Annotated in this window: 5 protein-coding genes and 1 pseudogene; 2 read left to right on the top strand and 4 right to left on the bottom strand. The window is 68.6% G+C overall.

Going from position 1 to position 6,205, the window contains the following annotated elements; genetic code table 11:
• A pseudogene (locus ACCC97_RS28400) lies at positions 1 to 162 on the top strand (peptidoglycan-binding protein); the annotation flags it as partial.
• A gap of 132 nt (positions 163 to 294) precedes the next feature.
• Here the strand turns inward: ACCC97_RS28400 and ACCC97_RS28395 are convergent.
• The 4 genes from ACCC97_RS28395 to ACCC97_RS28380 form a co-directional block, all read right to left on the bottom strand.
• Positions 295 to 1,779, bottom strand: a complete 1,485-nt coding sequence (locus ACCC97_RS28395) for a DegQ family serine endoprotease (RefSeq protein ID WP_413336297.1) — start codon at positions 1,777 to 1,779, stop codon at positions 295 to 297.
• Between the two features lie 62 nt (positions 1,780 to 1,841).
• On the bottom strand, positions 1,842 to 3,227 hold the full coding sequence (locus ACCC97_RS28390; RefSeq protein ID WP_413336295.1) for an ATP-binding protein: 1,386 nt from the start codon (positions 3,225 to 3,227) through the stop codon (positions 1,842 to 1,844).
• 109 nt (positions 3,228 to 3,336) lie between these two features.
• Entirely contained in the window at positions 3,337 to 3,996 is a 660-nt protein-coding gene (locus tag ACCC97_RS28385; RefSeq protein WP_056518096.1) for a response regulator, read from the bottom strand.
• Between the two features lie 51 nt (positions 3,997 to 4,047).
• Positions 4,048 to 4,818: an IclR family transcriptional regulator C-terminal domain-containing protein gene (locus ACCC97_RS28380; protein WP_007834214.1), complete on the bottom strand. Its 771-nt coding sequence runs from the start codon at positions 4,816 to 4,818 to the stop codon at positions 4,048 to 4,050.
• 132 nt (positions 4,819 to 4,950) lie between these two features.
• On the opposite strand from ACCC97_RS28380, the gene pobA reads away from it, so the two are divergent.
• Entirely contained in the window at positions 4,951 to 6,132 is a 1,182-nt protein-coding gene (pobA, locus tag ACCC97_RS28375; RefSeq protein WP_413336293.1) for a 4-hydroxybenzoate 3-monooxygenase, read from the top strand.
• The last annotated feature ends 73 nt before the right edge of the window (positions 6,133 to 6,205 follow it).

The following is a 6,205-nucleotide window of genomic DNA, read 5'->3' as shown; positions in this document are numbered from 1 at the left end:
GACGCCTTCAACCAGATGGTGCGTTCGCTGCGCAACTACAAGGCGCAGACGGTGCGCGGCCAGGGCCTCGGCGGCGGTGGCCGGTTGGGCGTGGATGGCGGTGCGGCGCCTTCGCAGACCTCCGCGCCAGAAGCGGCTGCGGCGCAGCGCCGCCGCAAGTAGGGGCGCATCGCCGGCCCATCTGCCTCGCTCAGAAGTAGCGCGTCTCGGCCGGCGACTCGAACCAGTTGTTGTTGGACGGGCAGCCCCAGGGCCGCCCGCCTGCTGCGCAATCTCGGTTGGCTTTCTTGAGCCTCACCCGATCCGCACGGGCACGAAGATCTTGTCTTCACCGCGCTGGATCAGCAGCGCCACCGACTTGTTGGTCGCCTTCGCCACCACCTCGCGCACCTGCTCCACGCTCTGCGCCGGCGTGCCGTTGATGGCCAGCAGCACGTCGCCCGCCTGCACCCCGGCCTGCGCCGAAGGACCGCCGACATCCTCGATCAGAAGACCGTTCTCGACCGAGGCCTGGCGTTTTTCCTGCGGCTGCAGCTGACGCAGCGCCAGGCCCAGCTTGCCCTGTCCCACGTCGGCATCGGCCTTCGCGACCTTGGCGGGCTTGTCGCTCGCATCGCCCAGCTTGGCCTGCAGCTCCTTGCGTTCGCCCTGGCGCCACACTTCGAGCACGACCTTCTTGCCCGGCGCTTGCTGGCCGATCACCGCGGGCAGGTCGCCCGAAGAGACGATGGCCTGGCCATCGACCTTGCGGATCACGTCGCCCGCCTTCAGGCCCGCCTTGTCGCCGGGGCCGCCCTTCTCGATGTTGGAGACCAGCGCGCCTTCGGGCTTGTCGAGCTTGAAGGAATCGGCAAAGGCCTGGTTCACTTCCTGCACCGCCACACCGAGCCGGCCGTGCGTGGCCTTGCCGGTCGCGACGATCTGGTCCTTCACCTGGATCGCCACGTCGATCGGGATCGCGAACGACACGCCCTGGTAGCCACCGCTGCGGCTGTAGATCTGCGAGTTGATGCCGACCACCTCGCCGCGCGTGTTGAGCAGCGGACCGCCGGAGTTGCCGGGGTTCACGGCCACGTCGGTCTGGATGAAGGGCACGTAGCTGTCGTCAGGCAGCGAGCGGCCCTTGGCGCTCACCACGCCGGCCGTCACGGTGTTCTCGAAGCCGAAGGGCGAGCCGATGGCCAGCACCCATTCGCCGACCTTCAGGTCCTTGGTGTTGCCCAGCGCGAGCACGGGCAGGCTCTTCGCATCGATCTTGAGCACCGCGATGTCGGTCTTGGCGTCGGCACCGAGTACCTTGGCGCGGAACTCGCGGCGGTCGGTCAGCTTGACGGTGACCTCCTTCGCGTCCTTCACGACGTGGGCGTTGGTGATGATGATGCCGCTGGGGTCGACGATGAAGCCCGAGCCTTGGGCGCGCACCGGCACGTCGCGCTGCTGTTGCTGCTGGCCGCGCGGGTTGATCTGGCCCTGGAAGCGGCGGAAGAACTGGAACATCGGGTCTTCGGGGTCGATGCCCTGCATCTCGGCCGCCTCGTCGTCGGACGCCTTCATCGTGCCCGTCACGCTGATGTTGACCACGGCCGGGCCGTCGCGCGAGGTGATGGTCGAGAAGTCGGGCAGCGTGACCATGGCCGCGGGCGCCGCGGCGGTGGCGTTGGTGGTCGGCGCGCTCACGGCACGGGCACTGGTGTAGGCACCGGCACCGACGGCACCGATCACGCCCGCGCTCGCCAGGGCAATCACCAGGGCGCGGGGCGAAGTCAGACGGGAGTTCATTTGTCGGTTCCTTTCAGGGCGTATGGACGCCAATGCGATGAAAGGAATGTCGCCCCCCCGACTTAAGCGCCGCTTAAACCGGGTCCATCCCCCGGTTCCAGCCCTCTCCCCCTGGGAGAAGGAACGAAGACGACGCGTACCCGCAGGCCGCCCAGGCTCGGAGATTGATCGAGTGCCACCGTTGCCCCATGCAGGTCGGCAATCGACTTGACGATGGCCAGTCCGAGGCCGCTGCCGGATGCCTGCGTTTCACCGGAGCGGTAGAAACGGTCGAGCACGCGCTCGCGCTCGGCCGGAGGCAGACCCGGGCCGCTGTCGTCCACGGTGAGCTCGACCGAGTCGCCTTGCCGGGCGATGCCGATGTCGACGCGGCCCTCCAGCGGCGTGTACTTGATCGCGTTCTCGAGCAGGTTGCGCAGCAGCATGCGCAAGGCCTCAGGCTGGCCGTCGACCACGGCCGCATCGGCATGCGCGATGCCGATGTCGATGCCGCGCGCCTGGGCCGCCGCCACCGCGTCGGACACCGCGAGGCGCGCCACCTCGGACAGGTCGACCGGCTCCGGCTTCGCGCCGGCCGCCATGCTGGCCTCGTGCCGCGCCAGCGCGAGCATCTGCTCGACCAGCCGTGTCGCGCGATCGATGCCCGCCACCAGGCGGCTCACGGCCAGGTCGCGCGACGCACCGTCGGGCGCGCGCTGCAGGCCCTGCACCTGCAGCTTCAGCGCGGCCAGGGGCGAGCGCAACTCATGCGCGGCATCGGCGACGAAGTGCTTCTGCGCATCGAAGGCGTGGCGCACGCGGTCGAACAGCAGGTTCAACTCCTGCACCAGCGGGCGCACCTCCTCGGGCAACCCCTCCTCGCTCACCGGCGACAGGTCGTCGGCTTGCCGCGACGCCACCTGCTTGCGCACGCGCGCCACCGGCGCGAGCGAACGGCTCACCACCCACCAGACGACCAGCATCAGCAGCGGCGCCATCAGCGCGACCGGTGCGATGGTGCGCAGGGCCAGCGTGCCGGCCATGTGGCGCCGCGCCGCCATGTCCTGCGCCACCTGGATCACCAGTCCGCGCGTCTGCATCGAGAACACGCGGTAGGTGGTGCCGCGCGCATGCACGTCGGCGAAGCCCAGCACCGCGAGCTGCGGCAGTGCGGCCTCCTCCGCGGACTCGAAGATGCGCACGCCGTCGGCGGTCCACACCTGCACGACGAAATCGAAGTTCTGTTCACCGGTGCCGATGCCGCCCACCGCCGCGCTCGGCGGCAGGCCGGCTCGCAGCGAGAGGGCCATCTGCTGCATGTGGTAATCGAAGATGTCGTCGGCCTCGGCCAGCACCGTGCGGTAGGCGACGAGCGCTTGCGCCCCCGCGGCGAGCACGATCGCCACCAGCAGGAACCAAAGCAGCCGTGCGCGCAGCGAGCCGGTCAATGAGCTCCAAACCTTATTCATGCGCACTCCGTTCGTGGGACGACATGGAACCGGCTCAGCCGGGCCGTAGGCGTCGCCCTCGGCAGGGGGTAGGCGAAGCGACACGAAGTGCGCGAAGCCTGGGGGCGAGTCACAGCTTCGGCACCATGTAGCCAACGCCGCGCACATTGCGGATGAGTTCGGCACCGAGCTTCTTGCGCAGGCCGTGCACGTAGACCTCGACCGCGTTGCTGCTGATCTCGTCCTTCCAGCTATAGAGCTTTTCCTCGAGCTGGGCGCGCGACAGGACCATGCCGGGCCGCGCCAGCAAGGGCTCCAGCACCGCCCACTCGCGCGCAGACAAAACCACCGGCTGGCCCGCCACCGTCACCTCCCGCGTCGCGGGATTGATGCTCACGCCCATGTGCTCGTACACCGGCTCGGCGCGCCCGGCCGCGCGGCGCAGCAAGGCGCGGATGCGAGCCAGCAGCTCGTCGAGGTCGTAGGGCTTGAGCACGTAGTCGTCGGCGCCAGCATCCAGGCCTTCGATGCGCTGCTGCACCGAGTCGCGCGCGGTGGCGATCAGCACGGGCATGCGCTGCTTGCGCGCGCGCAGGTTGCGCAGCACCTCGAGGCCGTCGCGGCGCGGCACGCCGAGGTCGAGCATCACGAGATCGTATTGCTGGGTGCGCAGGGCCGACTCGGCGGCCTCGCCGTCTTTCACCCAGTCCACCGCGTACTGCTCTGCGCGCAGCAGGTCGAGCACGGCTTCGCCGATCATCACGTCGTCTTCGAGGAGGAGGAGTCGCATGGGTGTGTCCGTTCTCGGGATTCGAGGCCGCGGCGGCGCCGAAAGTTCAGATCAGAGGAGCGAGCGGACTTCGCGCGCCGCCTCGAACAGCAGCGGCAGCATCTCGCGCTGCAGCGTCTCTTCCTGGTAGCGGGTGCCGGACAGCACCACGTTGAGCGCGGCCACTGTGTGGCCCTGCATGTCGCGCAGCGGCACCGCCAGCGCCTGCACGCCGAGTTCGTGCTCTTCGCTGGCAAAGCAATAGTCGTTCTTGCGCACCTGCGCCACCAGCTGCCGCAGGCCCCGCGCCTGCGTCACGGTGTGGGGCGTGAGCCGTGCGAGGTGGCGGCCCTTGAGCCACTGCGTGAACTGGGTCGGCGCCATCGCCGCCAGCAGGACCCGGCCGGTGGAGGTGGCATGCGCGGGCAGCCGTGCACCGAGGTGCAGGCCGTAGGCCAGCACGCGCGTCGGCGTGCCGTAGCTGCCGCTGCGCGCAACGATGACCGCCTCTTCGCCGTCGAGCACCACGGCCGAGAAGGACTCCCCGGTCTGCGCCGCCAGCCGGTTCAGCGTGGGCTGCAGCGCGCGCGGCAGCCGCGACGAAGCGAGGTAGCTGCCCGAGAAGCGCAGCACCTTCGGCGCCATCCAGAAATAGCTGCCATCGGTTTCCAGGTAGCCCAGGTGGGCCAGCGTCAGCAGGTGCCGGCGGGCCGCGGCACGCGTGAGGCCGGCGCGCTCGGCGGCCAGCGTGGCATTGAGGCGCTGGCGTTCGGTGTCGAAGCTTTCGAGCACCGCCATTCCCTTGGCGATGCCCTCGATGAAGTCGGCTCTGGCGATGGTCATTCGTCGTCTGTGGTCGAGTTGTTGCGCGATCATCGCGCACGCATTCGCATGATCGCACAGAGCCTCGCGCAGCGTCCCCACAGACCGCCGAGTGCGCCCTACGCTCCACGAAACCCTCTCGGAGACACGAACATGCGCACACAAGTCGCGATCATCGGCGCCGGCCCAGCCGGCCTACTGCTCGGGCAGCTCCTGCACAAGGCAGGTATCGACAACATCATCGTCGAGCGCCAGAGCGGCGACTACGTGCTGGGCCGCATCCGCGCCGGCGTGCTGGAGCAGGTCACGATGGACCTGCTGGCCCGAGCGGGTGTCGACAGCCGCGCCAAGACCGAGGGGCTCCCGCACCAAGGCATCGAACTGCTGTTCAAGGGCGCGCGCCACCGCATCGACATGCACAGCCTCACGGGCGGCAAGCAGGTGACGGTGTACGGCCAGACCGAGGTGACGCGCGACCTGATGGAAGCGCGCACCGCGGAAGGCCTCACGACGATCTACAGCGCCGCGAACGTGAGCCTGCACGACTTCGATTCGGGCAAGCCGCGCGTGCGCTACGAGAAGGACGGCCGGACGCACGAGATCGAATGCGACTTCATCGCCGGCTGCGACGGCTACCACGGCGTGAGCCGCGCGAGCGTGCCGGCGGATGCGATCCAGACCTACGAGAAGATCTATCCCTTCGGCTGGCTCGGCGTGCTGGCCGACGTGCCGCCGGTGTCGCACGAACTGATCTATGCCAACACCGAACGCGGCTTCGCGCTGTGCAGCATGCGCAGCGCCACGCGCAGCCGCTACTACGTGCAGGTGCCGACCGAAGAGCGCGTGGAAAACTGGAGCGACGAAGCCTTCTGGAACGAACTGCGCGCGCGCCTCGATCCCGAAGCTCGCGCGCATTTGGTGACGGGGCCTTCGCTCGAGAAAAGCATTGCGCCCTTGCGCAGCTTCGTCGCCGAGCCGATGCGCTTCGGCTCGCTGTTCCTCGCGGGCGATGCAGCCCACATCGTGCCGCCTACCGGTGCCAAGGGGCTGAACCTGGCGACTGCCGACGTGGGCTACCTGTCGCGCGCGTTCGAGATCTTCTACGCAGAGAAGTCGGCCTCGGCACTGGATCGCTACTCGGACCTGTGCCTGCGTCGCGTCTGGAAGGCCGAGCGCTTCTCGTGGTGGTTCACCTCGCTGATGCATCGCTTTCCGGAGACGGGCGCCTTCGGCCAGAAGATCCAGGAGGCCGAACTCGACTACCTCGTGCACTCGACCGCCGCCTCTACCTCGCTGGCGGAGAACTACGTCGGCCTGCCGCTCGAAGACTTCTAGGTGTGAAGCGTCAAGAGGTTGTTTCTTGACGAGTTGAGTCTGGACATAGGCGCGATACCGCCGATGCCGCTGT

It is taken from the genome of Variovorax sp. Varisp85, from assembly GCF_047304045.1.
Taxonomy (GTDB): domain Bacteria; phylum Pseudomonadota; class Gammaproteobacteria; order Burkholderiales; family Burkholderiaceae_C; genus Variovorax.
This window is presented reverse-complemented; position numbering and strand designations above follow the sequence as displayed.

Coding starts and splice junctions, on each gene's coding strand:
- ACCC97_RS28390 (WP_413336295.1), bottom strand. CDS start 3,227: ATGAATAAGGTTTGGAGCTCATTGACCGGCTCGCTGCGCGCACGGCTG.
- ACCC97_RS28395 (WP_413336297.1), bottom strand. CDS start 1,779: ATGAACTCCCGTCTGACTTCGCCCCGCGCCCTGGTGATTGCCCTGGCG.
- ACCC97_RS28385 (WP_056518096.1), bottom strand. CDS start 3,996: ATGCGACTCCTCCTCCTCGAAGACGACGTGATGATCGGCGAAGCCGTG.
- ACCC97_RS28380 (WP_007834214.1), bottom strand. CDS start 4,818: ATGACCATCGCCAGAGCCGACTTCATCGAGGGCATCGCCAAGGGAATG.
- pobA (WP_413336293.1), top strand. CDS start 4,951: ATGCGCACACAAGTCGCGATCATCGGCGCCGGCCCAGCCGGCCTACTG.